At 71.2% G+C, this 23,908-nt stretch carries 33 protein-coding genes and 1 tRNA gene; 17 read left to right on the top strand and 17 right to left on the bottom strand.

Translation table 11 applies throughout. From position 1 onward, the window contains the following. Positions 1-133 precede the first annotated feature (133 nt). Positions 134-577: a hypothetical protein gene (locus J3A75_RS18365; protein WP_312892615.1), complete on the top strand. Its 444-nt coding sequence runs from the start codon at positions 134-136 to the stop codon at positions 575-577. A 202-nt stretch (positions 578-779) separates the two neighbouring features. Here J3A75_RS18365 and J3A75_RS18360 read toward each other — a convergent pair whose 3' ends face one another. The 5 genes from J3A75_RS18360 to J3A75_RS18340 form a co-directional block, all read right to left on the bottom strand. Continuing rightward, entirely contained in the window at positions 780-962 is a 183-nt protein-coding gene (locus J3A75_RS18360; protein WP_209650620.1) for a hypothetical protein, read from the bottom strand. Then, positions 959-1,147, bottom strand: coding sequence for a hypothetical protein (locus J3A75_RS18355; protein WP_209650619.1), 189 nt, complete (start codon positions 1,145-1,147; stop codon positions 959-961). Before J3A75_RS18355 ends, J3A75_RS18360 begins: the two co-directional genes overlap by 4 nt. Beyond that, positions 1,144-1,404, bottom strand: a complete 261-nt coding sequence (locus J3A75_RS18350) for a hypothetical protein (protein WP_209650618.1) — start codon at positions 1,402-1,404, stop codon at positions 1,144-1,146. The genes J3A75_RS18355 and J3A75_RS18350 overlap by 4 nt, the downstream gene beginning before the upstream one ends. A gap of 414 nt (positions 1,405-1,818) precedes the next feature. Then, positions 1,819-3,498 (bottom strand): methyl-accepting chemotaxis protein, encoded by a 1,680-nt coding sequence (locus tag J3A75_RS18345; RefSeq protein ID WP_053621610.1) that lies wholly within the window; start codon positions 3,496-3,498, stop codon positions 1,819-1,821. Positions 3,499-3,817: 319 nt separating this feature from the next. Beyond that, positions 3,818-4,054, bottom strand: coding sequence for a hypothetical protein (locus J3A75_RS18340; protein ID WP_024829794.1), 237 nt, complete (start codon positions 4,052-4,054; stop codon positions 3,818-3,820). Between the two features lie 292 nt (positions 4,055-4,346). On the opposite strand from J3A75_RS18340, the gene J3A75_RS18335 reads away from it, so the two are divergent. The 3 genes from J3A75_RS18335 to J3A75_RS18325 all read left to right on the top strand — a co-directional run bounded on the left by J3A75_RS18335 (position 4,347) and on the right by J3A75_RS18325 (position 5,395). Beyond that, positions 4,347-4,422 (top strand) — tRNA-Asn (locus J3A75_RS18335). Between the two features lie 353 nt (positions 4,423-4,775). Beyond that, the gene (locus tag J3A75_RS18330; protein ID WP_012319434.1) at positions 4,776-5,012 is read left to right on the top strand and encodes a hypothetical protein; all 237 of its coding nucleotides are present in this window, start codon (positions 4,776-4,778) and stop codon (positions 5,010-5,012) included. Between the two features lie 140 nt (positions 5,013-5,152). Further along, positions 5,153-5,395, top strand: coding sequence for a hypothetical protein (locus J3A75_RS18325; RefSeq protein WP_012319433.1), 243 nt, complete (start codon positions 5,153-5,155; stop codon positions 5,393-5,395). 128 nt (positions 5,396-5,523) lie between these two features. On the opposite strand, the gene J3A75_RS18320 is transcribed toward J3A75_RS18325, so the two are convergent. The 4 genes from J3A75_RS18320 to J3A75_RS18305 all read right to left on the bottom strand — a co-directional run bounded on the left by J3A75_RS18320 (position 5,524) and on the right by J3A75_RS18305 (position 7,411). Next, on the bottom strand, positions 5,524-6,216 hold the full coding sequence (locus J3A75_RS18320) for a BA14K family protein (RefSeq protein ID WP_209650617.1): 693 nt from the start codon (positions 6,214-6,216) through the stop codon (positions 5,524-5,526). 268 nt (positions 6,217-6,484) lie between these two features. Then, positions 6,485-6,679, bottom strand: a complete 195-nt coding sequence (locus J3A75_RS18315) for a hypothetical protein (RefSeq protein ID WP_059409541.1) — start codon at positions 6,677-6,679, stop codon at positions 6,485-6,487. A gap of 160 nt (positions 6,680-6,839) precedes the next feature. Further along, entirely contained in the window at positions 6,840-7,157 is a 318-nt protein-coding gene (locus J3A75_RS18310) for a hypothetical protein (protein ID WP_012319430.1), read from the bottom strand. 71 nt (positions 7,158-7,228) lie between these two features. Beyond that, complete coding sequence (locus J3A75_RS18305; protein ID WP_012319429.1) at positions 7,229-7,411, bottom strand: hypothetical protein; 183 nt, start codon at positions 7,409-7,411, stop codon at positions 7,229-7,231. Positions 7,412-7,851: 440 nt separating this feature from the next. Between J3A75_RS18305 and J3A75_RS18300 the strand changes: the two genes are divergently transcribed. The 7 genes from J3A75_RS18300 (at position 7,852) to J3A75_RS18270 (ending at position 11,663) form a co-directional block, all read left to right on the top strand. Further along, entirely contained in the window at positions 7,852-8,712 is an 861-nt protein-coding gene (locus J3A75_RS18300; protein ID WP_012319428.1) for a glucose 1-dehydrogenase, read from the top strand. A 30-nt stretch (positions 8,713-8,742) separates the two neighbouring features. After that, on the top strand, positions 8,743-9,057 hold the full coding sequence (locus J3A75_RS18295) for a hypothetical protein (protein ID WP_012319427.1): 315 nt from the start codon (positions 8,743-8,745) through the stop codon (positions 9,055-9,057). 24 nt (positions 9,058-9,081) lie between these two features. After that, positions 9,082-9,324: a hypothetical protein gene (locus J3A75_RS18290; protein ID WP_024829918.1), complete on the top strand. Its 243-nt coding sequence runs from the start codon at positions 9,082-9,084 to the stop codon at positions 9,322-9,324. Continuing rightward, positions 9,324-9,542, top strand: a complete 219-nt coding sequence (locus J3A75_RS18285; RefSeq protein WP_012319425.1) for a hypothetical protein — start codon at positions 9,324-9,326, stop codon at positions 9,540-9,542. The genes J3A75_RS18290 and J3A75_RS18285 overlap by 1 nt, the downstream gene beginning before the upstream one ends. Before the next feature lie 126 nt (positions 9,543-9,668). Beyond that, entirely contained in the window at positions 9,669-10,331 is a 663-nt protein-coding gene (locus J3A75_RS18280) for a hypothetical protein (protein ID WP_024829919.1), read from the top strand. A 72-nt stretch (positions 10,332-10,403) separates the two neighbouring features. Continuing rightward, entirely contained in the window at positions 10,404-10,982 is a 579-nt protein-coding gene (locus tag J3A75_RS18275; protein WP_127991035.1) for an NADPH-dependent FMN reductase, read from the top strand. A 348-nt stretch (positions 10,983-11,330) separates the two neighbouring features. Continuing rightward, positions 11,331-11,663 carry a hypothetical protein gene (locus J3A75_RS18270; protein ID WP_012319422.1) on the top strand — a complete coding sequence of 111 codons (333 nt, stop codon included), beginning with the start codon at positions 11,331-11,333 and terminating at the stop codon, positions 11,661-11,663. A gap of 48 nt (positions 11,664-11,711) precedes the next feature. Here the strand turns inward: J3A75_RS18270 and J3A75_RS18265 are convergent, their stop codons facing one another. Together J3A75_RS18265 and J3A75_RS18260 are read right to left on the bottom strand one after the other, a co-directional pair. Continuing rightward, positions 11,712-12,263: a hypothetical protein gene (locus J3A75_RS18265; RefSeq protein WP_043073764.1), complete on the bottom strand. Its 552-nt coding sequence runs from the start codon at positions 12,261-12,263 to the stop codon at positions 11,712-11,714. Positions 12,264-12,552: 289 nt separating this feature from the next. Continuing rightward, positions 12,553-12,768, bottom strand: coding sequence for a hypothetical protein (locus J3A75_RS18260; RefSeq protein WP_012319420.1), 216 nt, complete (start codon positions 12,766-12,768; stop codon positions 12,553-12,555). Between the two features lie 314 nt (positions 12,769-13,082). Between J3A75_RS18260 and J3A75_RS18255 the strand changes: the two genes are divergently transcribed. Continuing rightward, positions 13,083-13,235, top strand: a complete 153-nt coding sequence (locus tag J3A75_RS18255) for a hypothetical protein (RefSeq protein ID WP_012319419.1) — start codon at positions 13,083-13,085, stop codon at positions 13,233-13,235. Between the two features lie 3 nt (positions 13,236-13,238). Here the strand turns inward: J3A75_RS18255 and J3A75_RS18250 are convergent, their stop codons facing one another. Both J3A75_RS18250 and serA read right to left on the bottom strand, forming a co-directional pair. After that, entirely contained in the window at positions 13,239-13,718 is a 480-nt protein-coding gene (locus J3A75_RS18250) for a hypothetical protein (protein ID WP_012319418.1), read from the bottom strand. Positions 13,719-13,871: 153 nt separating this feature from the next. Beyond that, positions 13,872-15,122, bottom strand: a complete 1,251-nt coding sequence (serA, locus tag J3A75_RS18245) for a phosphoglycerate dehydrogenase (protein ID WP_070999560.1) — start codon at positions 15,120-15,122, stop codon at positions 13,872-13,874. Between the two features lie 337 nt (positions 15,123-15,459). Here serA and J3A75_RS18240 point away from each other — a divergent pair, with 337 nt between their 5' ends. Next, entirely contained in the window at positions 15,460-16,308 is an 849-nt protein-coding gene (locus J3A75_RS18240) for a transglutaminase-like domain-containing protein (RefSeq protein ID WP_029359643.1), read from the top strand. 48 nt (positions 16,309-16,356) lie between these two features. Here the strand turns inward: J3A75_RS18240 and J3A75_RS18235 are convergent, their stop codons facing one another. After that, positions 16,357-17,124, bottom strand: a complete 768-nt coding sequence (locus J3A75_RS18235; protein ID WP_063110463.1) for a Crp/Fnr family transcriptional regulator — start codon at positions 17,122-17,124, stop codon at positions 16,357-16,359. A 528-nt stretch (positions 17,125-17,652) separates the two neighbouring features. On the opposite strand from J3A75_RS18235, the gene rpsA reads away from it, so the two are divergent. The 4 genes from rpsA to J3A75_RS18215 all read left to right on the top strand — a co-directional run bounded on the left by rpsA (position 17,653) and on the right by J3A75_RS18215 (position 21,420). Beyond that, complete coding sequence (rpsA, locus tag J3A75_RS18230) at positions 17,653-19,365, top strand: 30S ribosomal protein S1 (protein WP_012319414.1); 1,713 nt, start codon at positions 17,653-17,655, stop codon at positions 19,363-19,365. 343 nt (positions 19,366-19,708) lie between these two features. After that, positions 19,709-20,671 (top strand): signal peptide peptidase SppA, encoded by a 963-nt coding sequence (gene sppA, locus J3A75_RS18225; RefSeq protein WP_012319413.1) that lies wholly within the window; start codon positions 19,709-19,711, stop codon positions 20,669-20,671. Between the two features lie 50 nt (positions 20,672-20,721). Then, the gene (locus J3A75_RS18220) at positions 20,722-21,033 is read left to right on the top strand and encodes an integration host factor subunit beta (RefSeq protein WP_012319412.1); all 312 of its coding nucleotides are present in this window, start codon (positions 20,722-20,724) and stop codon (positions 21,031-21,033) included. An 18-nt stretch (positions 21,034-21,051) separates the two neighbouring features. After that, positions 21,052-21,420 carry a LapA family protein gene (locus J3A75_RS18215; protein WP_012319411.1) on the top strand — a complete coding sequence of 123 codons (369 nt, stop codon included), beginning with the start codon at positions 21,052-21,054 and terminating at the stop codon, positions 21,418-21,420. Positions 21,421-21,430: 10 nt separating this feature from the next. On the opposite strand, the gene J3A75_RS18210 is transcribed toward J3A75_RS18215, so the two are convergent. From J3A75_RS18210 to J3A75_RS18200, 3 genes are all read right to left on the bottom strand, one after another. Continuing rightward, the gene (locus tag J3A75_RS18210; RefSeq protein ID WP_058607025.1) at positions 21,431-22,090 is read right to left on the bottom strand and encodes a phosphoribosylanthranilate isomerase; all 660 of its coding nucleotides are present in this window, start codon (positions 22,088-22,090) and stop codon (positions 21,431-21,433) included. 61 nt (positions 22,091-22,151) lie between these two features. Then, positions 22,152-23,258 carry a DUF2125 domain-containing protein gene (locus tag J3A75_RS18205; protein ID WP_070999559.1) on the bottom strand — a complete coding sequence of 369 codons (1,107 nt, stop codon included), beginning with the start codon at positions 23,256-23,258 and terminating at the stop codon, positions 22,152-22,154. Between the two features lie 137 nt (positions 23,259-23,395). Beyond that, positions 23,396-23,842, bottom strand: coding sequence for a hypothetical protein (locus J3A75_RS18200; RefSeq protein WP_012319408.1), 447 nt, complete (start codon positions 23,840-23,842; stop codon positions 23,396-23,398). Positions 23,843-23,908 lie beyond the last annotated feature (66 nt).

Raw genomic sequence — 23,908 nt, 5'->3', positions numbered from 1 at the left:
CCGCTCCACCACGACTTCGCGCGACTCAGTCGCCGCCGGTTGAAGCGCGCGGGCGCCTCAGGCTTGTTCCGCATTCGTTCGCGAGCGGAGGGCCACCAGAATGGGGCGCCTGGGGGATGCGGGACCCGGTCGGGTGTACGTCGACTGCGCGACCTGCAAGCGCTCGGGCCGCTACACCGTTGCCAGCCTCATCGATCGCTACGGGGCCGACGTCTCGACGATCGACCTGCTGCGGCATCTGACGGTCTCGTGCCGCTACCAGCGCGCGCCCGGGGCGCCGCCCGCGCGGAAGTACGAGCACCTCTGCCTCGCCGCGATCACGCTGCCGCCGGCCGCCAGGAAGATCCCGCCGGTGCCGCCGGGCGTCCCCTACACGATTGAGGTTTGGCGCGAGATCGGCGGCGGCATCGAGCTGCATCTCGCCACGATCTACCCGCTGGCCGTAGCGATCGCTGCATTCGAGGCGGCATGCCTGGAATGGCCGACACACGAGGTCACCCTGCGGGATCGCGCTCGGATAGTTCGGATGCGGGAGCGACCGCAACCGAGCACCACCGCGTCCGGGTCCGGCGGATGACGCTGTACGCCAGTCCCTCGGCCTCCAGGTGCTCCAGCGCGCGGGTAGCCTGCACAGCGCGTTCCCGTCCTGGGATGCCGGCCCGCTCGGCGATCTCGCTCGCGGTCGACGGCTCGGGCGTGAGGGCGGCCAAAACGCGCGGCCGGAGGTCCTGGCGCGGACGGGCGCCTCGAGGCGATGGGACCTTGGGCATGGCGCCGGGCTACCGCGCGTCGCCGCCGTCGACCAGCCCGCGGCTCTCGGCCAAACGCAACACGTCGGCATCTGAGTAGATCAGGTTGCCGATCTGCCAGAGCTCCATGTCGTGGCCCGTGGGGATGGCCTTGATGCCGGCAGCCCGTAGCGCTGCGACGGCTGCAAGGACCGGGTCGGTGTCGTCGATCATGCCAGCGCGATCAGCATCCAGGCCCGCGCCTTCGCCTCGATGTCGGCGACCGACGCAGACGAGTCATCAGCGATGGCGCGCTCGATGATCTGCCGCGCCTCCGGGACGCTCAGACCGATTCCTTGGATGAAGCCGCCGAGACGGATCACCAGCCGTTCGCGGAGTTGCCCGGGATCCTCGCTCATCCCTTCACCGGGTGCGCCAGCAGGATCGCGGTCCGGACCATGTTCCGTTTCCAGGCCGGCTTGTCGGTTGTGAGCGCCTCGACCGCGCGGGTGTTCGTGCGGAGCGTCTCGACGAGGTCGAGGGTCCAGCCCTTTGCAAGCGGATACGCCTCGGTCGACAGATCCGCGAGCACCGCGTCGACCGCGGCGTCGATCTCCTGGTCGGTGATCTCGGCCGACTTGCGCAGCTCGGAGACGGTCGGGGGTTCTTTGGCCATCGGCCGGCCTATTGCAGCTTGGTCGTCGTCGAGTCCATGAGGCCGACCCGCACAGCGAGGGCAAGTAAGTCGCCGTCTGTCAGCGTCTCACCGTCTACTAGCCAATAGGGCAGGCCGCCGGTCCATGGCTCGACGGTATGGCCGCGGGCCCGAAGCGCCGCAACGGCTTCGCGAATCGGATCGTGGCCGTCGCTCATAAGATGACGCTACCGCGGGCAGGGGAGGGGCGTCTAGGCAAGCGGATACCTTGGGCTAGGGTTGGGAACTGGCCGAAAAGCCTTTTCCTTTCATTGCCCGGCCAGACAGGGTTGGGACCAATAAGCCATTGCCGGTACTTCCATGTGGAAGAACGGGCGAGGCCTCCATCCTTCCCCGACAGACTGAACCGGCCGCGCCGCGCCGATGCGGCGCCCCTCAGGCGCCGTGGACCTCCACCATGAAGGTCTCGATCGCCCGCTGCAGGCTGTGCGTCCCGGCATTGACCCGGGCGGCACTGCCGCGCACCTGGCCGGCCTGCGCCTCGTTGGACGCGGCCGCGGCCTGAACGCCGGCCACGCTCTCCGAGACATGCCGGGCCTCCGCGGCCGCGCCGGAGATCGCCCGGGCGATCTCCTGGCTGGCGCGGCCCTGCTGGTCGGTGGCGTCGGCCACCTCGGACGCGATCAGGCTCATCCGGGCGATCGTCTCGCCGATCGTGCCGATGGCGCCGACCGTGCGCCCGGCGGCCCCCTGGATCGACCCGACCTGTCCGGTGATGCGGTCCGTGGCGAGCGCCGTCTGGCCGGCCAGCGCCTTCACCTCCGCGGCGACCACCGCGAAGCCCCGCCCGGCAGCCCCCGCGCGGGCCGCCTCGATCGTCGCGTTGAGCGCGAGAAGGTTCGTCTGCTCGGCGACCTCGCGGATCAGCGTGACCACGGCGCCGATCTCCTCGGCCGCCTGCGAGAGGCTCATCACCGTCTCCTTGAGCCCCTGCGTGTCGGAGAGGGCGGAGGTGGCGATCGCGCTCGTGTGCCGGACCCGCGCCTCGATCTCCCGCGCCGAGGCCGAGAGTTCCTCGGCGGCGCTGGCGATGCTGTCGACGAGGCCCGCGCTCTGTTCCGACGCTCCGGCCACGACGGCCGCCTCGGCGGTCATCGCGCCCGCATTGCCCGAGAGGGTGTCGGCCGCCGCCTGCATCGCCTCGGCCGAGTCGGCGAGATCGGTGACGGCGCGATGCGTCTCGGCCTCGAAGGCGCGCGTCGCCGCGGCCAGGGCCTCGGCCCGGCTGCGGTCGCGGTCGCGGCGCGCCTGCGCCTCCGCGTCGAGGTCGCGCTTCTCGATCAGCGCCGTGCGGAACGCCGCGATGGCGGCGGCCATCTCGCCGATCTCGTCGCGGCGATGCGTGAACGGGATCGCGCGGTCGAGATCGTTGGCGGCGAGCGCCGTCATGCCGTCCTTGAGCCGATGCAGCGGCCGCCGCACCTGAGTCAGGATGATCCAGATCGCCGCGAGCAGGCCGAGCGCCAGCGCGACGGCCGGCACGACCACCAGGGTGATCCGCGACCGGCGGCGGTCGGCCGCGTCCGCGGCGCGACGGGCGTTCAGGCGGCTCAGCACCTCCCGCCCGAGAATGCCGATCTCGGCCACCATGCGCTCGCGGTTCTTCACGGTCGCCTCGTCGGTCGCCTGGATCAGGGCGGCCTTCGGCGAGACCGTGAGGCCGAGTTCGGCGGTATCGGTCTGGTAGGCGATGAATTCCTTGACGAAGAGGTCGAACCGCCGCCGACGGTCGGCGGGAAGTTGATCCTTCATGGCCTCCAGGAAAGGCCCCCGCACCTGCTCCACCGTGGCGAGGGCGTCGTGGAGCGCCGACAGGCGGGTGCGCGCCTCGGTCGTGTCGTCCGCGGTGTAGAGGGCCGTGGCCTGCACCACCGCGTGCTCGATCGCCTGGCCCAGAGCGCCGGCCTGCAGGCCGGCGTTCCAGATCCGGTCCGTGGCGGCCGCGCGCTCCTGCTCCCAGTTCGATTGGCGAATCGCGAAGGCCGCGATGCCGCTCGCCACAAGGGCGAGCAGCCCGATCACCGCAGAGAGCTTCAGGCCGAGTGAGATACGCATGGCAGGAGGGCCGCTGTGACCGGAGGATCGCGCTGCCGCAGCTATATCCAAGCCAATCTTTTCGGAAAAATGAATATAGCCGGCAAATTCGACCCTTTTACACTGCGCAAAAGCGCATAGATGGCCGACAAAATACCGCAATATTCGGACGATATACGGGATCAATACGCAGCACCGATCCAGATTTCGTGCCGCGCGGGACTGTCAGTGCGGTCTCGCGCGCGCCAACAGTCGGCTCTGGGACGGGCGCGAGGTTGAATTCGCCCGGACCGCACCGGAGCGCCGCGCCCCGAGCGTCGGCGACGCATCCGCTCGGCGATCAGGGCAACCGGATCTCGGCCCGGCCGGGGATGCGCGGCTCCGGCAGCAGAAAGGCGGCGACGATCTCGCGACGGAGATCGTCGCGCTGCGCCTCGACGAGGTCGGGCAGGATATCGGCCTCGTGCTCGTCCAGGGCCGCGATCAGGCAGGGATGATCGGCGGCCCACTCGAAGGCGACGCGCACCTCGCGCTCGGCGTAGGGGTCCTGCGGGTCGAGGCAGCGATGGGTCAGCATGGGTGTCAGGGTCTTCACACCGGCGCGCCGGCGAGGTGGCTCGCGTAGGGGCGTGTCACGACAGACGGATGACTTCCGTCGCCCGCGAACGAGGCGATCGCAGCCGGACTCGGGCGGGAGCGGCGCATGGGGTCGACCCGAATGTTGCCGATCAGTCACAGTCCGGGCCTCGCGAACGCCCCGGGGAGGGCGCCTGCCCCGTGGCGCAGGGCGCCGCGCGTCGGTTTGAACGCGGATCCTGCAACGAGGCCCTTGCGCCCCGCGATCCCGGTGTGTAGAGACCCCCTCGTGATCCCCGATAGCTCAGTTGGTAGAGCAGGCGACTGTTAATCGCCTTGTCGCAGGTTCGAGTCCTGCTCGGGGAGCCATCCACTTACCAACATCTTGATCTGACTCAGTTTTCGGCATCCCGGCCTGCGGCGGGCTCTGAGGCCGGGAACAGCGTTGCCGTTCCGGCATTCGGCAATACGCGCGGCGCGCTGTGCTCGACCGGCGCGAGGCAGAGAGGCCGGCGGCCGGGCCGATTGCGGCGGCTGCAGGACGGCGCCCGTCGAGGCGGCGTCGCGGATCGTTCCTCGCCCGTCGCCGCCGGATCCGACGCGCGATGGTATCGATGGAGTTCGGGATGCTTCGGGCCCGCTCGAACGTCTCTGTCGGGCAGCCTTGCCGCTCGGAGGCGGCGGCGCGCTGAGCGACGACGACAGCCACGACGGTGATCCCGATGTCGGGCGACATGCTCGGACCCTTGGTCCTCGCGGCCGTCTTCACGCTGGGCTGCCTCAGCATCCACAGCGCGCGCAGGCATCCGGACGCCGTGACCATCGGCCTGCTTCTGCTGCTCGGCTTGCTGGCGACCCTGTACGTCGGCCAGCACGTCGGATTGGACGCGCGCCACCCCACTTGGCAGCACGAGGTCTTGCACCGTGAGCCAAGCCCGGCGTCGCGTCCGACGATGTGACGGGTGCGGCATCTCCTTGCCAGCGCGTTCGGCCGCACCGACATCGGCGGCGCCGCCGCCCCGCAGCCCCACCCTCAGACGCGTGTGGCCGGGCGCCGGGCGCGACCTAGATCCCGGATCCACCCTGCGAGAGACCGGTCATGGCCTTCACCGATCCGAACGAACCCAGCGCGACGTCGATCAGCGACCAGGAGTTGGTCAACACCCTGATCGAGCGCAAGGAAGCCGGCGAGCCGGTCGACGCCGACATCCTGGCGCTCCTGACCGACATGGAACGGCTGGGGCTCACCGGCACGGATGCCTACGCGACCCTCGACGCGTATCGGCCGGGGCCCACGGTCGGGGCAACCGGCGGCGACGACGAGGCCGAGACGATGTCGTAGCGCCGGCGCTACGTCGTGCCGCGTGTCTGATCAGGCCGATCGCGCCGAGGCCACCTCCAGTCCCGCCGACGCCGCAGCGTGCCGGGACTGTTCCATGGCCGATTCAGTCGCCTCAGGACGGCCGAGCCTTACCGGCAGCGATGGCGGCGCCCGTCCCGGCCGAGATAGGTCCCGCTCTGCGGGTCGTAGGACCGGAACCGGCGCGCGCAGCCGCGGTCATCGTCGACGACGCGGTCGGTCTCGGTGTCGGCGTAGCCGTAAGTGACGGGCGCGTAGCCGCCGTAGTACCCGGCGTCGTAGCCGTATCCCGGATAGCCGTAGCCGCCGTACAGACCGCCCACAGCGAGCCCCAGGCCCAAACCGCCGAGGCCATACCCGCGCCGGCCGTAGCCGTAGCCGTAGGGCCTCCCGTAGAAGCCGCGGTTGTAGCCGTCATGGCGATGATGACCGTAGCCGCGATGGGCCCCGAGCCCGTGCCCGAAGCCCAGGTTGGACAGCCCGCCGCCGACAGAGGGCCGACCGAAATTGTGGTTGCCGAAACCGTGATTGGCGAAGCCGGCGGCAGCCGCTCCCGACCCGAGCGCGTGATTGCCGAAACCCCGGTTGGCGAAACCGCCGCCTGCGGGACCGGCTCCGAAGCCGCGATTGCCGAAGCCGTGATTGCTGAAACCACCGCCGCCCGCGACGGCCGCAGCTCCGAAGTTGTGGTTGCCGAATCCGTGATTGGCGAAGCTGCCCGCCTGCGCGCTGGCTCCGGTCGGCATGCCGAAAAGGGCGCCGGCAAGGATTGCCGATGCCACCGCTGTGACTGTTGTGGTCATGGTCGCTACTCAGGCTGTGTCATATCTATCCGAATGAACGTCGCGCAGGAGACGGCCAATCCCGCTTCCTTTTGTCCTGCGACAGTTCAGAGAGGCCGCCACTTCGGCGACCGTCACCTCGTCGCGCGGCGTCGCTGTACCGGCGGGCACGCTCAGGTCGGCCGACGGCAAAGCCCCGTGAACCGCATTCGGCTCCGGTGCGGTGTCCGTGGGTGGGCTGGAGGCGGCGCGCACGGTCCCACAGTCCCGCGAGGCGGCGCTCCGTCACTCAGCGCCGGCGGGCGCGCAGCGCGTACAGAACCGCGAAGGCGATGATGATGCCGATCAGCAGCAGGGCCGGCATCCCGAGCAGCCCGTTGGATTGCGCCGCCTCGGTTCCCGGCGTCGGATTCACGGCCTGCGCCTGAGCGCGACCGGCGGCCAAACCGAGCAGCGCTGTGGCCAGACCTCTCACACGCGACATCGCGCCTCTCCGGGATGGGGTGGCCGGCGCCGCAGGTCGAATGCTGCCCGCGCGAACGTCGGACGCGGCGCGCCGGTATGGGCGCGCGGGGGGTTCCGCGCGGTGCGGCCTCGGGAGACGCGGATCTCGCGCCGCGCCTCCCCGATCGTGGACTGGGCGCCTACGAGTGCTGCTGACGCTTCAGGCTGCTCTGCGCCCCGGACTCGTCCGTCTTCGGGTTCGCCAGGCCGCTCGTGTTGCCGTCGGCGTCGGCGTCCAGCTCGGCGACCACCTGCCGATTGCCGGCGTGATCCTGGTACTGCTCGGTCTGGACGTTCTTGCTGTCCAGGCCTCGCTCGTCGCTGTGCCGGGACTTGTCGCGGTTGCTGAGCACCATGTTCTCCGGCAGCACGCCTTCGGGCAGCTCCGACATGGCCCCGGTTCCGCTTCCCTTGCCCTGGGCGCCTGGGCCGACCTTGTGCCGACTGGCATTCGCCATGATCATCCTCCGGTGCAGATCAACACTCTCGTCGGGCACGGCGGCTCGCGGCGCCCGCGCGGCTCGGACCGTCAGCGGTCCTGCTGGTAGCCCTGGTTGGTGGTGTTCACCTTGGAATTTCCGGCTTGGCCGACCTTGTCCGGATCCTTGGTCTGGGATCCGGCACGGCCCTGCGTGAGCGGCGCTTCGGTGGCGCTGCCGGGCCCCTTGTCGGACCGGTTGGCCGGCGGAACAGGCGGTGGCTTGGTCGTCATGGTAACCCCGTGTTGGCCGAATACGGAGCCAACCCGACAAGGTCCGCATCGTTCCGGACCAGGCTTTCCCGGTCACGCTTGGTAGCTGATCCGCGAACGCGGCACCGTTCGAGCGAAACTATACATTCATCCGCCCCGATCACGGAGGCGAGCGAGCGCCATGATCGGCGCCATTACTGTGCCCGTGCGCGCAACGACCTCGACACTGCGCGGCGGCTCGCGAATCCCGCGAAACAATGCCGGCCGGGTCGGGTTGTCGACACGGGGGACGATTCCTGCCGAGACCCCGGTCCCGGCCACGCTCGACCTCCGCGGCATCCGGCGGCCGGGCGCAGACATGTCCGCGGTCGATCCGGGCGCCGAGGCGCAGCTCCCGTTCGACGCCCCGCCTGGGGATCCCCGCAGCGCGACCACCTCAGCCGCCGCCCAAGGAGCGCCACATGACCGACTTCCCGAAGCCGCCCTTCGACCGGCAGCGCCAGCTCACCCCGCCGGCCCGCGACGCCGACATGGATCCGCGACCGGATTACGGCGAGTCGCACTATCGCGGCTCGGGGCGGCTGTCCGGCCGCAAGGCGATCATCACCGGCGCGGACAGCGGCATCGGCCGGGCGGTGGCGCTCGCCTTCGCCCGCGAGGGGGCGGACGTGCTGGTCAGCTACTACGACGAGCACGACGACGCCCGGGAGACCTGCCGCCTCGTGGAATCGGCGGGCCGCACGGCCGTGGCGGTGCCGGGGGACATCAAGGACCCGAAGCATTGCCGCGCCATCGTCGACAAGGCGGTGGCCGCGTTCGGGCAGGTCGACGTGCTCGTCAACAACGCCGCGCACCAGAAGACCTTCGCGAACCCGGAGGAGATCTCCGACGAGGAGTGGGAGGTCACCTTCGCGACCAACATCCACGCCATGTTCTACCTGGTGAAGGCCGCTCTCCCGCACATGAGGAGCGGCAGCTCGATCATCAACACCACCTCGGTGAACGCCGACGCGCCCAGCCCGCAACTGCTCGCCTACGCCACCACCAAGGGCGCGATCCAGAACTTCACCGGCGGCCTCGCCCAGATGCTGGCGGAGCGCGACATCCGGGTGAACTGCGTGGCCCCGGGGCCGGTCTGGACGCCGCTCATCCCCTCCACCATGCCGGAGGAGAAGGTCCGCTCCTTCGGGTCGCAGGTGCCGATGAAGCGCCCCGGCCAGCCCTGCGAGCTCGCCCCCGTCTACGTCATGCTGGCCGGACCGGAGTCGAGCTACGTCTCCGGCGCCACCGTGGCGGTGACCGGCGGCAAGCCGATCCTCTGACCCATCCCGTCACAGCTCAGGAGAACCGCCATGGCCCGCAACCCGACCGATGCGAACCCGTCCGACCGCGCGAGCCTGCGCAGCTTCAGCGCGACGGCCGACCGGAACGGCCAGGATCTGGGTCAGGACGAGGCCCGGGATCTGGCGCGCCCGGCGGAACTCATGCACGAGCGCCAGTCCGATCCGGGCTGGCAGGCCGAGGTCGTCCGCACCGCGTCGGGTCAGCACCGCGTCGACGCGGTGAGCGGCGGCAGCGTCGACTCCGTGGAGGCGACGGAGGCCGAGACGCCGCCCGAGAACCTGCGCCATCTCGGCGACGCGAGCACCGGGCCGAGATCCGCCTGACCCGCTGCCGAGGCCGTGCCGGACATGATCCCGATCCACGTGCACGCCGTCACCGACTACGCCGTCCCCGCCCTGATCGCCGCGCTGTCGCGGCGGCCGGGGCGGGAGCCCGCGGCTCGGAGGATCATGCGGACCGGGCCGGTCTGGCACGCGGCCTACACGGTGCGGACGCGCTACGAGGGCGACCTCGTCCCCGCCCCGTCGATGCGGACCCCTCACGCCTGCGACGCGGTGGGCGCCCGGCCCCTGTCGGGACGCGATCGGTGATGCCGTCCGGTCTCGGCTTTCCGCTCGCGATGGCGTCCCTGTTCACCCTCGGCTGGATCGTCATCCAGAAGGCCGGGACCCGCACCGAGGCCGTGGCGGAGGGGCTGGGAGCCCTGTTCCTCCTGAGCGCGTTGCTGGCCGTGGTCGCGCTCCTCGCGGCCTTCGGCAACGGGCACGCGACCGGGCTCGTGCTGATGCGGTCCGTGTCGGCCGGCTAGGAGCGGCAGATTCTGCCGCCCGGCCGATCCTGCCGGCCAGGGGCCCGGACGCGCCGCTGAAAACATTGGGGAAATCCTGGAACGGCCCGTGCCTGCCCGCAGCGAGGGCGGTCGCGGAGACGTACCATGTCGGTGAATACGGTTTCGGGCAGTTCACTCCAGCGGGATCTCGTCGGCGCCCTGAGGCAGGCGCGCGCGGCGAACGCGGCCCGCCTCGACGCCGGGACCGCCGCGACGGCGGGCCAGGGGACCGGCGCGCAGGCGGCGACCGCGGACAGCGCCGCCCCGTCGACCGGGACGGCATCGACGCCGACCCTGTCGAACGACCTGATGGCGTCGCTCCTCCAGCTGCAATCCGACTTCAGCCAGATGGGGCTGCAGAACGGCGTCACCGCGCCCGCGGAAGCCGCGGCCAACGCCGACGACGCGTCGACCACCGGCACCGAGGCCGGCCAGGCCGCGGCCGGCGCGCGCCCCGTCCAGCACCATCGCGGCCACCACGGCCATCGCTCGGTGTCGGATGCCGAGCAGGGCGGGGCGGCCGCCCAGAGCGGCGGCGCCGCGGACGCGTCCGCGGCCTCGTCCGCAAGCACCTTCGCGAGCACCTCCGCGAGCACCTCCGCGAGCACGTCCACGACCGCGTCCGCCGATCCCGCGACGGCCACGGCGACGGACAGCGGCAGCGACCTGCAATCCTTCCTGCAGCAGCTGACGAAGGCGGTCACCGCCTACGCGGCCGGCGGACCGCTCGGCATCGCGGCCGCGCTCACCAGCAGCACCAAGGCCTGACGCCCCCGGGTTCGACCCGCGTCTGGAGCGGCGCGGCCGGCTCTGGCATGATCGGGACAACCGGAGAGCGCCATGGCCCTGACCATCCCCGTGATCCTCGGCAGCGTCCGGGCCGACCGCATCGGCATCCGCGCCGCGCGCTTCCTGATCGCGCAGCTCGCGGCGCGCGGCCACGCCGCCCCGCTGGTCGATCCGGCCGAACTGGCGCTCCCGCTCCTCGACCGGATGTTCAAGGAATACCCGGCCGGGACGGCCCCGGAACCCCTGCAGCGCTGCGCCGACCTCTTCCGCCGCGCCGACGCCTTCCTGGTCGTCACGGCCGAGTACAACCACGGTGTGCCGCCGGCGCTGTCCAACACCCTCGATCACTTCCTCGAGGAGTATTTCTGGCGGCCCTCGGCCATCTGCTGCTACTCGGCCGGCCAGTTCGGCGGCGTCCGGGCCGCGATGCCGCTGCGGGCCATGCTCGCCGAGATGGGCATGTCGAGTATCCCCTCGCTCCTGCCGATTCCCCGGCTCCAGAAGGTCGTCGACGCGCAGGGCGTCCCCGCCGAGCCCTGGCTCGCGGCGGCGGCCGGCCGCTTCCTCGACGAGCTGGAATGGCACGCCGAGGCCCTGCGGAACCGGCGCCGGCGCGGCACGCCGTACTGACCCGCGGAGCGCCTCCCGGCTGGCGCCGACTCGTGCCGGGCGGTGACCGCGAGGCCGTGCGGCCGCCAGCATCGTCCCCGGCGAATCGGAGGTATTCGGGCGGCGATGCTGGCCTCCACGCGGGGGTTTTCTGTGCCCTGAATCTGTCGAGATAGCGCATTCGATTCTCGAAACGCCCAAATACTCGGCACGTGATTGTAGAACAACTGAGCCGGATCGCGGCGGCGAGACGGTGAACGGGCAGAGCGCCCCGGTCGCGAGACAGTATTGCGCTGTTGCAAAAAGGTGGCTGCACACGGCCGCGAAGTATGAGAGCTTGGCCGTGTTCCCGAACCCGGACCGATTCCGATGAAGATCGACGAGAGGGCGCTCCTGCAGGAGCGCGTGCGGACACTTGTGCTGCGCCACGCCCTGGAAGCCGTGCTGGACCGCCTCGCGTCCGTCGCGCGGGAGGCGGGCAAGGATGCGGAGACGGAATTCCTGAATCTGGAGCAGTCGCTCGTCTCGGCCGCGCGCGGCCTCGCCGATCGGGCCACCGCCCAGAAGCTGGCGGTGCTGGTCGCCGTCGAAGACGCGGGCACGACGATCCGGGCCGCGTTCGACAACGCCCATGACCGTCTCGAGGTGCTTCGGCCGGCCCACCTCACCCTCGTCGCGCCGACCGCGGCCGTCGCCGCCTAGGCGCGCACGGGTCGGCCTCTGCCGGGAACGCGCGGCGCGGACCGGGCCTCAGCGCGGGTGCGCCTCGGGCAGGGACGCGCCGGCGCTCGCGGGCGCGGGCCCGCGGAACGTCGCGAGACCGGCCGAGAGCCGCACCAGCGTCGCGAGGCCGAAGGCGAGGAAGACGGCCCCGCCGGTCAGGACCACCCGCTCGATCCGGTCGGTGTTGATGATGTGGTCCGGCACCTCGACGCATTGCACGAGGATCTCGGCGACCAGCCCCAGGACCAGCAGGGCGAGGCCGCCGTGGTGGCAGAGGGCGTCGATCGCCGCCTCGTGCTCCGGATCCTCGCTCGGCAGGCCGCCGAGGAGATGGCTCACGCCGTGGCGCTCCTCCAGCACCACGCCCCAGCCGATCAGGATGACCCCCATCCCCTCGATCAGGTGGCCGGCTTCGTGGATCGTCGCGTGGGTCCGGAAGCCCGTGCCCCAGAGCAGCGACGCGACCTCGACGAGCGCCAGCGTCAGCGGCAGCGCGATCAGCGCGTTGAACACGACGATCGACCAGCGATCGAGGAGTAGTTTTGCCAGCATGGACCGGAGCGCAGTCTGAACGCGCATGGACGCAGAACTCGGGCGCGACGCGGGCTCACCGATCCCGGTCAAGCTCAGCAAGACCGCGCCGCTCCGGCTTCGTCGAGGACGGACGGCATTCGGGACGCGAGGTCCGGTTTCCAGGACTGAACGCGCTACCACGCGCCCGATACAGGCGGCGCCCGCCGCCGCGCAGCTCACGTCTCCGAGTCGCGTCACCCGGCCGGACAGGTCCACGACGCTCCTCGCCGGCGCGGCCCGGTAGGGCGGAACGTCGGATCGGGCAGGCGCGTGCGCGACGCGCCCGCCCGGCGCCTCACTGCTTGGCGCGGTTGATGATCGCCCAGAGCGCGCGGGCGACAGGCTCGGTGACGGTTCGACGGTACTTGCGGTGAACCAGTTGCCCGTTGTGGTAGACGTCCTGCTCCACGTAGAGCCGCTCGCCGTCCCAGCGGACGATGTTGTCGGACTCGGTGGTCTCCTCGACGCCGAGATCGCCTCGGAGAATCGAGTTGCCTGTCTGGGTCAGCATACGCGCGTCCTCGTTCACGCAGTCGGTCCTACCCGGGAAGCGCCATCGCGGCCCGTGCAGCGCGACCCCAGGCAGCCCCCGACAAGGGCAGCATAGGAGGGCATCGGCGGACTTGCCAGCGAGGCGGTGGACGCAAGCGCCCGACCGTCACGTCGTCCCCGGCCGGGCCCGCGAGCCGGCCGGCCGGGAGGGCCCTTAACGTTACCCGTGTGCGCTTCGGCACGTTCAGCTCGGCCGTAAGGTGCGATGCTTCACATGCGCACCCTGTCTCTCTGCACGACGCAGGCGGGATCGGCGGCGCGACGGAGGCGTCCATGCTCGCTCGCCCGTTCCGCCTGATCGCCCCGGCGCTCGCGGCCCTCGGCCTCGTCGCCCTGCGCCTCGCGAGCCCGTTCATCGGGCCGGTCTCGCCCCCGCAACCGGGCGCCTCCGACGACGGCGGCGTCGTCTTCCGGCACTATCTCTGAGACTCAACCCCGGCGGCTCAGCACGGGAGCCGCGGCCGGCAGCGGGCACGACGCTCCGGCCGCGGGCCCGAGGATGATGTCGCCCTGGCGCGGGTTGTTCACCGTGAAGGGCGCCGTCTCCTGGAGGCCGATGAAGCCGCGCCCGAGCTGCGGCACGAACAGGTCGCCCCCGAACCGGACGAAGCAGCGGTCGAGCACCGCCTCGTAATCGAAGGTCCGCTGGGTGACCGGGGTCCCGCCCGCGGCCGGCACACCGCAATAGGCCGCGATGTCGATCTGTCCCGGCCGCGCGAGCCGCACCGGGAGCGACTGGCCGGGCAGCAGGGTAGCGGGCGGCCCGCCGTCCTGACGGGCGACGAGGACGAGGTTCGACCGGTTATAGACCCGGCGCAGGCAATCCGCCGACGCGCCGGAGACGGCCGAGACCGACCCGGCGATGCCGAGCAAGAGGCCGGCCCATGCGCACGCTACACGCTTCGTCACCGCAATTCCTCCGCCGGCCGGGCGCTCGATCGGTCGAGGCCGTCGATGTGCCGTGCATGACTTGAACAGCGGCCAGCTTGGCCGCGCAAGACGAACGCGGCAAGACCCGCCGCGTTCACGCGCGTCGCGGAAATTCCCGCGCGCGCCTCGCGGTCAGCGGCGCTCGTACAGGAGGCGGGCGCGGATCGTGCCCGGGATGGCGCGGATCTCGGTGAGCAGCGCCTCGGCATCCGCGTCGGTGGCGTCGGTCTCGAGCACCACGTAACCGACCTCGCCGTCGGTCTGGTAGAACTGCGCGGCGATGTTGACGTGGCCGCGGGAGAACACGTCGTTGAGCCGCCCGAGCATGCCGGGCAGGTTGCGCTGGACGTGGATGAACCGCGTCCCGGTCGGGCGGGCCGGGAGCTGCACCTGCGGGAAGTTCACGGCGCCGACGGTCGAGCCGATATCGGAGTAGTCCACGAGCTTACGCGCCACCTCGGAGCCGATCCGCTCCTGCGCCTCCTCGGTGGACCCGCCGATATGCGGGGTGAGGATCACGTTCTCGAGCCCCTGGAGCGGGCTCACGAAGGTTTCGGCGTTCGAGCCGGGCTCCACCGGGAAGACGTCGACGGCCGCGCCCTTGAGATGGCCGTCGCGCAGGGCCGCGGCCAGCGCCTCGAGATCGACCACGGTGCCCCGGGCGTTGTTGATCAGGAAGGCGCCGGCCTTCATCGCCCGGATCTCGGCCGCGCCGATCATGTTGGCGGTGGCGTCAGTCTCCGGCACGTGCAGCGAGACGACGTCGCTCTGGGCCAGCAGATCGTGCAGCGTCTCGACCGGCTCGGTGTTGCCGTGGCGCAGCTTGTCGGTGTGGTCGTAGAACAGCACCCGCATGCCCATGGCCTCGGCCAGGGTCGAGAGCTGCGTGCCGATATTGCCGTAGCCGACGATGCCCAGCGTCTTGCCGCGCACCTCCAGCGAGCCCGCCGCCGACTTGTCCCAGCGGCCCGCGTGGGCCCCCACCGAGCGCGGAACGATCCGGCGCAGCAGCATCACGATCTCGCCGATCGTCAGCTCCGCCACCGACCGGGTGTTCGAGAAGGGGGCGTTGAAGACCGGGATGCCCCGGTGACGCGCCGCTTCCAGATCGACCTGGTTGGTGCCGACCGAGAAGCAGCCCACGGCCAGGAGCCGGTCCGCCGCCTCGAAGGCGGCCGCGTCGAGCTGCGTGCGCGAGCGGATGCCCACCATGTGAACGCCCTGGAGCGCCTCGTGCAGGGCCTCCCGGTCCAGCGCCTTCGGCAGCCGCGTCAGGTTGGTGTAGCCGGCCGCCCGCATCAGCGCGACGGCGCTGTCGTTGATGCCCTCGAGCAGCAGGACTCGGATCTTGTCCTTCGGCAGGGAAAGCTTGTCGGGCGTCATGGGCGTCGATCGTCTGGCAGCAGGCCGTGCCCGGCGGAGCCGGCCGACCCTGGAATCGAGCGGCCTGGGATAAGAGGGCGCCGTGTGCGTTGCAACATGGCGCAGTGACGGACGGCCCCGCTTGACCGCAGCCCCGCCCTCGGCCTGCCGCATGGCTGCCCCCGAGGCCCCGAGGCGACCGCCGCGCGGCCCTTGCCAAATATTCAGGCAGCTCAAACTGTCTTGAACTGACCTCGCTGACGGAACCTGACCTCGGCTCGCGGTTTGTAGGGCCCTGTACTGTAACGATCCGTCTGCCGGCCCGGCCGGACAGCGACCATTTTCACGGTCTCCGACGATGCACATCCGCACCGGCTTCTCGATCGCCTTCGACACGTTCGGCCCCACGCCGATGAACCTGCTCCTGAACGTGCGCCCGGAGCGCCGGGGTGACCTCCTGACGCCGGAGGTGATCACCTTCGATCCGCCGGTCGCGGCGGCGCAGCACATCGACGCCTTCGGCAACGTCTGCACGCGCATCGTCGCGCCGGGCGGCCGGATCACCGTGGCGGCCGATTTCACGATCGCCGACAGCGGCCTGCCGGACGATCAGGCCCCGGGCGCCCGCCAGATGGCGGTGCAGGATCTGCCCGACGACGTCATGCCGTACCTGCTCGGCTCGCGCTACTGCGACACCGACAAGCTCTCGCAGACCGCGTGGTCCCTGTTCGGCGGCACCCCGGAGGGCTGGAGCCGGGTCCAGGCGATCGTCGATTTCGCCCATACCCGCCTGCGCTTCGACTACCAGCAGGCCGACGCGACCCGCACCGCCTTCGACGGCTACACGCAGCGCGTCGGCGTGTGCCGGGACTTCGCGCATCTGGCGATCACCCTGTGCCGGTGCATGAACATCCCGGCGCGCTACGCCACCGGCTACCTCGGCGATATCGGCGTCCCGAAGGATCCGGCGCCGATGGACTTCTCGGCGTGGTTCGAGGTCTTCCTCGAGGGGCCCGAGGGACCGCGCTGGTACACGTTCGACGCCCGCCACAACCGGCCCCGCATCGGCCGCATCGTCATGGCCCGCGGGCGCGACGCCACCGACTGCGCCCTGACGACGAGCTTCGGCGCCGCCCACTTGGTCCGGTTCGACGTCCACACCGACGAGGTGACCGAGGCCCCCGATACGCTGGCCCGGGCCGCCTGAGGCGCGCGCCCGCCGGACAGTCCGCCGGACAGTCCGCCGGCCCGCCCCCTAGACCGCCTCGGCGGCCTCGCGGGCCGGGATCGAATTGTTCGCGAGGTGCAGGAAGGTCTGGTCGAACTCCGCGACCTCCGCCAGCGCGTCCCAGTCCTCGATCGTCAGGAGGCCGCCGCTGAGCGTGACGAGCCCGCGTCCGCGAAGGGTGCGCAGGACCCGGTTCAGGTGCACGCTGGTCAGACCGAGCGCGTCGGCGAGTTCGGACTGCTTGGGCACCAGCGGGCAGCTCAGGCCGCGCGCGAGCCCGACCGCCTTCTGCCGCAGGTACAGTTCGCAGAACAGGTGGGCCACGCGGCCGAGCGCCTGCCGCCGCCCGAGGCTGGTGATGCGCTCCCGGTAATGGGCGGCGTCGATGAGGCTGTCGCGCCAGAGGGTGCCGGCGAGCCCCGGATTGCTCAGGAGGACCGCGCGCAGGTCGTCATGCGCGATCAGCGCCACGACGCAGGGCGTGAGGGTGCCGAGGTTGTGATCCATCCGGTGCAGGTGAAGGCTCTGCAGGTCCGGCAGGTCGCCCGCGATGTAGAACGACAGGATCTGCCGCCCGCCCTCGGCGAGGGCGGCGTAGCGGTAGACCCAGCCCTGCAGGACGAGGCAGCTGTGGGTCGGCCGGTCGCCGAACCGGACGATGTCGTGGCGGGCCGGCAGGTTCCGGACCGTGTGCGGCAGGTCGAGGAGCGCCGCGCGGTCGGAATCGGCCAGGCGCGAGATGCTGTCGAGCTTGCGCGCCAGCATCTCCATCGGGGTGCTGTACCCGTTCGGCATCGGAGGCTCAGCCCCCGGATCGCGCGGTCCCGCCGCGCCGACGGTGGTCAACCCGTAAGTCGTGATCAGGACGCCGCACGCTTCACCCCCTAACACGCCCCGCATCGCCGGACCGGCCCGGATCCCGGCCGGTCCGGCGATGCCCCCCTCGATTCGCGGAAGCGCGACCGCGAGTGTTCGATGGCGGACACGTTCGCCAAAACCGCCGCCGGCGGCAAGACCGCCCGGTCTCCGCGGACCGTCCGCCTCCCGCCGAGCCTAAAACCCTAATCGGTTGAAGTCGCAAGGGCGATGTTGTAAGGGACGCGCGTCCTCCCGGATCCGCCCTCGCGCGCTCGTCTTCTGGCGCGCCCGCCGGGCCGCCGGACGGACCGCCCTCGTCATCCGTATCGACGCGTCGGCAAACCGGGTCCCACGGGACCGGTCGCCTCTCCCGAAAGACTCCGGGAAGGCCGCGGCGAACGGGGGCGCCTGCAACGCGAGCCGCCGACGCAACGGGCCTCCGCCGGGGGCCGTTCAGGAGACAGAATGACCGCAGGTACCGCTCTGGGGCGTGGCCCGAGCCGCGAGGATTTCGCAGCCCTCCTCGAGGAGAGCTTCCTCGAACACGAGATCACCGAAGGCTCCGTCGTCAAGGGTCGCGTCGTCGCGATCGAGAAGGACGTGGCCGTCATCGACATCGGCGCCAAGACGGAAGGCCGTGTCGCGCTCAAGGAATTCACCGGTCCCGGCCGCGAGGGCGAGCTGAAGGTCGGCGACGAGGTCGAGGTCTACGTCGACCGGATCGAGAACGCGCTCGGCGAGGCCGTCATCTCGCGCGACAAGGCGCGCCGCGAGGAGAGCTGGGTCAAGCTCGAGAAGTCGTTCGAGAACAACGACCGCGTCACCGGCACGATCTTCAACCAGGTCAAGGGCGGCTACACCGTCGACCTCGACGGCGCCGTGGCGTTCCTGCCGCGCTCGCAGGTCGATATCCGTCCGGTCCGCGACGTCACCCCGCTGCTGGGCACCCCGCAGCCGTTCCAGATCCTCAAGATGGATCGGCGCCGCGGCAACATCGTCGTGTCGCGCCGCACGGTCCTCGAGGAGAGCCGCGCCGAGCAGCGCTCGGAGCTGGTGGCCAACCTTGAGGAAGGTCAGGTCATCGACGGCGTCGTCAAGAACATCACCGAGTACGGCGCGTTCGTCGACCTCGGCGGCATCGACGGCCTGCTGCACGTCACCGACATGGCGTGGCGCCGCGTGAACCACCCGTCCGAAGTGGTCACGATCGGCCAGACCGTGAAGGTCAAGATCATCAAGATCAACCACGAGACGCACCGCATCTCGCTCGGCATCAAGCAGCTGCTGGCCGATCCGTGGGAGGGCATCGCCGCCCGCTACCCCGAGGGCGCCAAGCTCAAGGGCCGCGTGACCAACATCACCGACTACGGCGCCTTCGTGGAGCTGGAGCCGGGGATCGAGGGCCTGATCCACGTCTCCGAGATGAGCTGGACCAAGAAGAACGTCCATCCGGGCAAGATCGTCTCCACCTCCCAGGAGGTCGAGGTTCAGATCCTGGAGGTCGATCCGGTCAAGCGCCGCATCTCGCTGGGCCTCAAGCAGACCCTGCAGAACCCCTGGGAGGCCTTCGCCGAGAAGCACCCGGTCGGCTCCGAGGTCGAGGGCGAGGTCAAGAACAAGACCGAGTTCGGCCTGTTCATCGGCCTCGAGGGCGACGTCGACGGCATGGTCCACCTGTCGGATCTCGACTGGAACCGTCCCGGCGAGCAGGTCATCGAGGAGTTCAAGAAGGGCGACATGGTCCGCGCCCAGGTTCTCGACGTCGACGTCGAGAAGGAGCGGATCTCGCTGGGCGTGAAGCAGCTCGGCGGTGACCCCTTCGCCGAGGCCGGCGAGATCAAGAAGGGCCAGATCGTCACCTGCGAGGTGATCGAGGTGAAGGATGCCGGCGTCGAGGTGAAGATCGTCGACACCGACATGCAGACCTTCATCCGTCGCGCCGAGCTCGCCCGCGACCGCGGCGACCAGCGTCCCGAGCGTTTCGCCGCCGGCGAGAAATTCGACGCCCGCGTCGTCCAGTTCGACCGGAAGGCCCGCCGCGTGCAGGTCTCGATCAAGGCCCTCGAGGTCGCCGAGGAGAAGGAGGCCATGGCCCAGTTCGGCTCCGCCGATTCGGGCGCCTCGCTCGGCGACATCCTCGGCGCCGCCTTCAACAAGAAGCGCTCCGACGACGAGTGAGCGACGGCCTCCGCCGCCCGGCCTGTCCGGGCGGCGGATCCGCCGCGTCGTGACCCGCGCGGGACCCCGGTCCCGGGCGGGTTTTTCTTTTGGCACCGACAATTCAAGGTTGCCGAACGCGGGCCGCGAGCCCGGTCGCGCCGTCCGACGCGACAGCGGCCCGCCGCCCCGTCATTTTCTTCGCGCGCCCCGTATCCACGCCCGCGGAAAATGCTCTAGAACACCGGCCTCGCACGGCTCGGACCGAGCGAGCCGAAGGAAACCAAGGACTTGCCCGGCGCGGGGGTACGCCTCCCGCACCCCGTCGAGGGGCCGGTCGGGGTGCTTTAGGGGAAGCGACAGCATGGCAGCCGATGCCGAACTGCTGATTGACCGGCGGCGCCTGCGCCGCAGGTTGTCCCTCTGGCGCGTGCTCGGCGTCGGCGGCCTCATCGTGGCGGTCGGGGCTCTCGGGTACCGGGTGCGGACGGGCGCGGACGGCGCCTTCGCGGTCCAGCCGCAGATCGCGCGCATCTCCGTCTCGGGCTTCATCGCCGGGAGCGAGGCCACCGCGAAGCTGATGAAGCGGGTCGGCGATTCGGACGCCGTGAAGGGCGTGATCGTCTCGATCAACTCGCCGGGCGGCACCACGACGGGCTCGGAGGAGATCTTCCGCAACCTCCGGGCGCTCGCCGCCAAGAAGCCGATCGTGGCCTTCGTGGACGGCACCGCCGCCTCGGGCGCCTACATCACCGCCATCGCGGCCGATCACATCGTCGCGCGCGAGACCAGTCTGGTCGGCTCGATCGGCGTGCTGTTCCAGTACCCGGACTTCTCGGGTCTCCTGGACAAGGTCGGCGTCAAGGTCGAGTCGGTGAAGTCGTCGCCGCTCAAGGCCGAGCCCTCGGGCTTCACCCCGACCTCGCCGGAGGCGCGCGCCGCGCTCGCCTCCGTGGTCGGCGACACCTACGCGTGGTTCAAGGGCCTCGTCGCGGAGCGCCGCGGCATGGATCCGGCGCAGCTCAGCACCGTCTCGGACGGCCGGGTGTTCAGCGGGCGCCAGAGCGTGCCGCTGAAGCTGGTCGACGAACTCGGGGGCGAGCGGCAGGCGGTGGCGTGGCTGGAGAGCGCCCGCGGCGTCCAGGCGAACCTGCCGATCAAGGACTGGAAGCCCGCCTCGGAGAGCCGGTTCTCCCTCTGGTCCGCCGCCGGGATCGGCGCCGACCTCCTCGGCCTGGAAGGCCTCGCGGCGCGGCTGCGGGCCGTCGGCGCCGAGGCCGAGGCCGCCCGGGGCGGGATGCTCGCCCTCTGGCGCCCGGAACCCTGAACGACCGCCGCCGCGCAGCCCGCCCCGATCCCGCGAGAAGATCCCACGCCATGATCAAGTCGGAGCTCGTCCTCAAGATCGCCGAGCAGAACCCGCATCTCTACCAGCGCGACGTGGAGATCCTGGTCAACGCGATCCTCGACACCATTTCCGACGCGCTGGCCCGCGGCGACCGGGTCGAGCTGCGCGGCTTCGGCGCCTTCTCGGTCAAGCGCCGCGAGGCGCGCCGGGGACGCAACCCGCGCACGGGTGCCGCCGTTGCCGTGTCCGAGAAGGCGATCCCCGTGTTCAAGACCGGCAAGGAGATGCGCCAGCGCCTCAACGCCGCCGGGATCGGCGAGAATGCCTCGGCCGCCGAGTAGGAAGGACCTGTGAGCGCGATGATCCGTTTCCTGAAGAGCCTCGTGCTGCTGCCGATCGCCGCCCTGGTGATCCTCCTGGCGGTGGCCAACCGCGCGCCGGTGCGGCTCTCCTTCGATCCGTTCAACGTGGACGCGCCGGTCTTCAGCGTCGATCTCCCGCTCTACGCGATCCTGTTCGGCGCGGTGGCCCTCGGCATCGTCGTGGGCGGCATCTTCACGTGGCTGGGTCAGGGCAAGACCCGGGCGCGGGCGCGCTACCACCGCCGCGAGGCCGTCCGGCACGAGCGCGAGGCGACCCGACTGCGGGCCTACGCGCCGGAGACCGAGACCTCGGGCGCCTACACGGTGCCCAATACGGGCCGGACGGCCCTTCCGGCCCCGCGCTGAGCCGGGGGCCTCAGCGGCCGCCGCGCGCGGCGGCCACGAAGGCCGCGATCCGCGCCGGATCCTTCACACCGGGCGCCGTCTCGACGCCGGACGACACGTCGACCGCGCCGATCCCCGTGCGGGCGAGGGCGTCGGCGACGTTACCGGCATCGAGACCGCCCGACAGCATGGTGCCGGCCGGGAGCGCGGCACCGCGCAGGATCTCCCAGTCGAAGCGCCGGCCGTTGCCACCCGGCAGGGCAGCATTCGGCGGGGCCTTGGCGTCCAGCAGGATCCGGTCGGCCACCGCCGCGTAGGCGGGCATCGCCGCGAGATCCGTCGACGTCGCGACGCCTATCGCCTTCATCACCGGCCGCCCGGTCCGGGCGCGGATCGCCGCCACGCGCTCCGGGCTCTCGCTCCCGTGGAGCTGGATGAGGTCCGGATCCGCCGCCTCGACCGCCGCGGCGAGCAGCGCGTCGTCAGGATCGACGAGCAGGATGACCCGCTCGGCCCGCCCGCGGGCGCGGGCCGCCAGGGCGGCGGCCTGCGCGAGCGAGACGTGCCGGGGACTGCGCGGGAAGTGCACGAGGCCGATCCAGTCCGCCCCGGCCTCCAGCGCGGCGGTCAGGGTCGCTTCGGTGCTGAGCCCGCAGATCTTGACGCGAGTCGGGGACGCGGATGAGGCCATGGGCCCTCTATAGCCGATCTCGCGACGCCGAGCAGGTCCGCGACCCGGGTCAGCGGGTCGCCTAGTACAGCGCCGGCACGTAGACGTTGGGGATCGGGAAGCCGCTGAAGACGACCTTCCCGTCGACGAGCCGCAGCGGCGGGAGCGCCTTGAGCGGCGTCGCGTCGGCCGGCGCGCCCGGGTTGGGGCGCTGGGCCAGGCCCAGGAGTCCGCCGACCAGCTGGCCCACGAGGGCACCCTTGTCCGAGCCGAAGCGCTGGCCGACGATGCTGCCGACCAGCGCGTCGACGCCGGCCGCCCGCAGATCGACCTGACCCGCGGGGCGGTGGGCGGCGTCGAGGGCGAGCGTGCCCTTCGCCTGGACGCGCTGCGGGCCCTTGGCCAGCGACAGGGCCGTCAGGTCCAGGGCGCCCCCGGCCTGACGCCAGCGCTCCAGCTCGCGCGCCACCGTCCCGGTGCGCAGCACGGTGGCCTGGGTCAAGGTCGCGTCCACGGCCAGATCGGCCGGATCCTGCGTCCCGGTGAGGGCGTCGAGCTGCGGCACCGCCGCTTGGTTCAGGCGCAGGCTGATATCCACGGCGCCGTCGGACTCGAACCGGCCGGGGCTCGGCCGGGCATGCAGCTCCAGGTGCCGGCCCGAGACCGCGATCGGGTCGGGCTCGGCGCCCGTCACGGAGATGTCGGGATTGTCGACGACCAGCGAGGCGCGGGTGAACCCTCCCGCCGCGCCGTGGAAGCTGCCCTGGAGCGCGGTCCAGGACGCGTCGCCCGTCAGCGGGCCCTGCTCGACATGGAACGGCCCGACGCTCTCGAACACGACGAGGCGGGGCTGATAGATCTGCGCCACGGCGGTGCTCGGCCCGAGCCGGAAGCGGCCGTCGGCGCGCTCGAGGGTCACGGCGCTGCAGCGCAGCTCGAGGCGGAACGGGTAGCCCCCGAGGGACCGGTCCGCACAGGTCCAGGTGCGCCCGGCCGCCGCCTCGCGGGCGATCCAGCCGTCGATCTCGCTGGCCGCGCGCTCACGCATCCACAGCCAGCCGGCCGACCAGCCCGCCACCACGAGGGCGAGCAGGATGTAGGGCAGGAACAGCCCGAGCCGGGATCGCCGCGCGCCCCGAACCGGGGCTGTCCCAGCGGCGCTCTCCGGCCGCGTCCGATCCTGCACCATGCGCTCCGCTCCCCGACCCCGTCCCCTCGGGGACATCGTGGCCCCGCCTTGAGGCCATGCACGGGGCGAAACTGGGGCAGCGCCGCCCGGGGTCGACCGCCACGGACGCGATCCGTTCCTGCGCGGCGCGTTTCCGCTCAGACCTGCGCCGGCTCGACGGTGTCGACCTGCAGATCCTCGACGATCGCCGTCCGCTCGGCCTCGTTCTCGGCGAGGCGGTGCACGTGCATCTCGGTGGCACCCCGGCGACGAACACGGTCGAGCCAGGTCCGGCGCAGATGGTCGCGCGGGCTCTCGCTGGAGCTCGCCACCGAGACCATCTCGGCGATGCCGGCATTGTCCCGGCGGACGGCGATCACCACGGCCTGCGCCATCTCGTCGAGGTCGAAGCCCCCGGCCGGATGGACACCGACCACGTAGCGCCGGCCGGAACGGCCACGCCAGGCCGAGAGCGGGAGCGCGGGGGAGCCGCGCAGACCCGCGGTCGTCTTGAGGCGTTCTTCACGCACGTCCTGCCTCCGGGTGCGATCGTCCTTCAGGTCGCGGAGCGCGGCCGACCAGGACAGGGCTCTTCTGTTCGCCATTTGTTCCAACCTAACGCGCGATATCCACAGGCGTCAAGGGCGACGTTCCTAGAGGGAGATGTGGCG

Origin of the sequence: Methylobacterium sp. PvP105, from assembly GCF_017876975.1 — a bacterium.
In the GTDB taxonomy this organism is placed as follows: domain Bacteria; phylum Pseudomonadota; class Alphaproteobacteria; order Rhizobiales; family Beijerinckiaceae; genus Methylobacterium; species Methylobacterium radiotolerans.
Note: the sequence above shows the minus strand (reverse complement) of the source record. Positions and strands in the feature narration are given on the sequence as shown.